Origin of the sequence: Phenylobacterium sp. (assembly GCF_035276905.1) — a bacterium.
In the GTDB taxonomy this organism is placed as follows: domain Bacteria; phylum Pseudomonadota; class Alphaproteobacteria; order Caulobacterales; family Caulobacteraceae; genus Phenylobacterium.
Genome location: NZ_DATELG010000227.1, coordinates 1 through 2,518, shown reverse-complemented (window position 1 = coordinate 2,518; position 2,518 = coordinate 1). Strand labels below are relative to the sequence as shown.

The window sequence follows — 2,518 nt, the reverse complement described above, 5'->3', positions numbered from 1 at the left end:
CGCCGCCGAGGCGGTGGCGGAGAATGTCCACGTGGTGGGCGCAAGCTCGCTCGCCGCCGGCCACCTGACGCTGGTTCCCGAGCTCAAGGCCGAGCTCGCAAAGCTCGGCCGTCCGGACATCATGGTGGTGGTGGGCGGCGTGATACCGCCAGAGGATTTCCAGGCGCTCACCGACATGGGCGTGGCGGCGATCTTCATCCCCGGCACGGCGGTCCCCGACGCCGCGATCACCGTGCTGGAACGCCTTAACGAGAACCTCGGCTACGCCCAGGAACAGGCGGCGCAGTAGGGGGACTACCGCGAAGCCGTCAGGGGTGGGGAATTGTTGACGCTAAGCCTCGAGCGTGATTGACGCCCCACAGCTTGATCGAGACTTCCCCGCCCTACGCGCGTGCCGCGCGCTGTCTCTCGCCGATCGGCGGGCGAGGTCCGCCACGCGCGGCGGAACACCGCAGCGTACAATCCCGCGAGGACGAGTGGGGCGATCGGAATGCGGGCGCTCACCAGCGCCAGACACACCATCGGCAGCACGAAACCGGCGAGCAACGCAGCCTTTTCCCACGGCAGGAAGCCCGTGCGCCGCCCCTCGGCGAACAACCAGGCCATGGGAATTGCGGCGAGCATCAGGTCGTAGGACAGGAGGTAGGGCGAAGTGACGAGCGTCGCGCTCACCAGCGCCGCGCCGAGTGCCGGCGAAAGCCCCGTCCTGCGGCCCAGCAGGAACAGCGAGACTCCCGCGCAGACGCTGAAGACGGCCTGCAACCCAAAGGCTGCGGCGTTGTCCGCACCTAGCACCTTGGCGGCGGCGAAGGCGCTCTGCACCTTGCCAGGTTCAAGCGCCCCGCGCGTCACCATCGCCGATACGAAAGGCATGCTGTCTAGGAACTGGCGCCAGGGCTCGAGGCCGAAGGCGAGCGCCGAAACCGTCACCAGGGCGAGGACGGTCGCGGCGGCCCCGGCGATCGTCCGCCAGCCGCGGGCGGCGACCAGGGCTACGGGAATGAGCACGCCAAGATGCGGCTTGACGACGAGCGCGCCAAGGCAGGCGCCGGCCAGGAGGGGCCGCTTCGCCAGCAGCAGGGCGCCGGCGCCGAACAGGGCGGTGGTGAGAAAGCCGTTCTGGCCGCAGGCCGCGTTCACCAGCACGCCCGGATAGACCAGCAGGACCAGGCTGCGGTTTGGCAGCGAGTCCAGCCAGTGCCGCAGCGCCGCGACATAGGCCGCGCCAGTCGCGGCCAGCCAGGCGGCGAGGCCGGCCGTATAGGGCAGCGCGCCGAAGGGCAGGCAGACGAATAGGAAGATCGGCGGATAGGGAAACGGGGTGTAACCCACGTCGGCGCCGCTGAACGTCGCCGTTTGGAGCGCCGCCAGCAGGCGGTGGTCGTAAGGCGCCGCGGTCCCCGCGCCGTTCAGGACGAGGCGCGCGGCGCACCAGAATTCGATGAAGTCCGTGCCGATCGGCCGACCGTTCAGGTCGAGCCCGTGGCGTGACAGCAGGATCCACAGCCCCGCCAGCGGCCAGGTCGTGGCGGCCAGCACGAGCATCCACGCGCGGGCCCGCGCGCCGTCGAGCCAGGCCATCTGCGAGAGCGGCGCGATGTTTCCAGATCGCATGGAGACACGACGCCACCGAAACATGTATTCCCGCTAAACGCGCCGCCCCCTTGGCGGAATTGGTAGACGCACGCGACTTAAAATCGCGAGCCGTATGGCGTCCCGGTTCGATCCCGGGAGGGGGCACCACAGCGCAGCGGCGTCTGCGTCGCATCCTGCTAACGAGGCGCTATTGCGGCGCGCCGGTCATGAAGAACTCGCGGACCGGATAGCCGCTCTCCGGCGGGATCGACATGTGGAGCCCCTCGGGACGCCGGTCGAGCACGGGCGTCACCGGGACGATCCGGCGCGCCTGCGTCGCCGCGACCGCCTTGGCCACGGTCCTGGATTGGTCGAGCAGCTCGAGCTGGCACTTGGTCGGGAAGAGCAGCTTGCGGGCTTGCGAGGCGCCCAGCGCCAGGGCCTGAGCCGGCCGGAGCCACTCGACCGAGACCGTCTCGCGGCCGTCGGAGACGGCGGTGGTCTCGGTCGTGCGCCAGCAGAGGCGGAAGTGAGTGTCGAAGCGCTTGGGCGTGCCCTCCGGCGTCACCCAGTGGGCGAAGGGGGCCATGGCCGAAAGGTCGAGCCGGCCGCCGCAGCCGCGCACCACCTCCAGGAAGGAAGCCCCCTCGCCCGCCGCCTGCGGCGCGCGCAGGGGCGCCTCGAGCAGCAGGACGCCGGTCTCCTCGTAGAGCTCGCGCAAGCCGGCGATGCGACGGGCCCGCTCGGCCGCGTCGAGGCCGTCGGCGCCATCGGCCAGCTCCAGCCAGGCCTCGTCGCCGTCTTCGGCGTCGAGGATTCCGCCCGGGAAGACCATCGCCGAGCCGTAGTGCGACCCGTCGGCGCGAGTCACCATCAGCACTTCCAGCCCGCCCGCCGAGTCGCGGACCAGCAGCACCGTGGTGGAGGGACGCGGGACCGCCGC

The 2,518-nt window shown here is 70.7% G+C and carries 3 protein-coding genes and 1 tRNA gene; 2 read left to right on the top strand and 2 right to left on the bottom strand.

Annotation, left to right across the window (positions count from 1 at the left end; genetic code table 11):
- On the top strand, window positions 1-289 hold a 289-nt coding region (locus VJS38_RS10620; protein WP_324088118.1), incomplete at its 5' end, for a cobalamin-dependent protein.
- 5 nt (window positions 290-294) lie between these two features.
- Here VJS38_RS10620 and VJS38_RS10615 read toward each other — a convergent pair.
- On the bottom strand, window positions 295-1,614 hold the full coding sequence (locus tag VJS38_RS10615) for a glycosyltransferase family 87 protein (protein WP_324088117.1): 1,320 nt from the start codon (window positions 1,612-1,614) through the stop codon (window positions 295-297).
- A 44-nt stretch (window positions 1,615-1,658) separates the two neighbouring features.
- Between VJS38_RS10615 and VJS38_RS10610 the strand changes: the two genes are divergently transcribed.
- A tRNA-Leu gene (locus VJS38_RS10610) sits at window positions 1,659-1,743 on the top strand.
- 40 nt (window positions 1,744-1,783) lie between these two features.
- On the opposite strand, the gene VJS38_RS10605 is transcribed toward VJS38_RS10610, so the two are convergent.
- A partial coding sequence (locus VJS38_RS10605; protein ID WP_324088116.1) for an NUDIX hydrolase occupies window positions 1,784-2,518 on the bottom strand: 735 nt, incomplete at its 5' end.

Coding starts and splice junctions, on each gene's coding strand:
- VJS38_RS10615 (WP_324088117.1), bottom strand. CDS start 1,614: ATGCGATCTGGAAACATCGCGCCGCTCTCGCAGATGGCCTGGCTCGAC.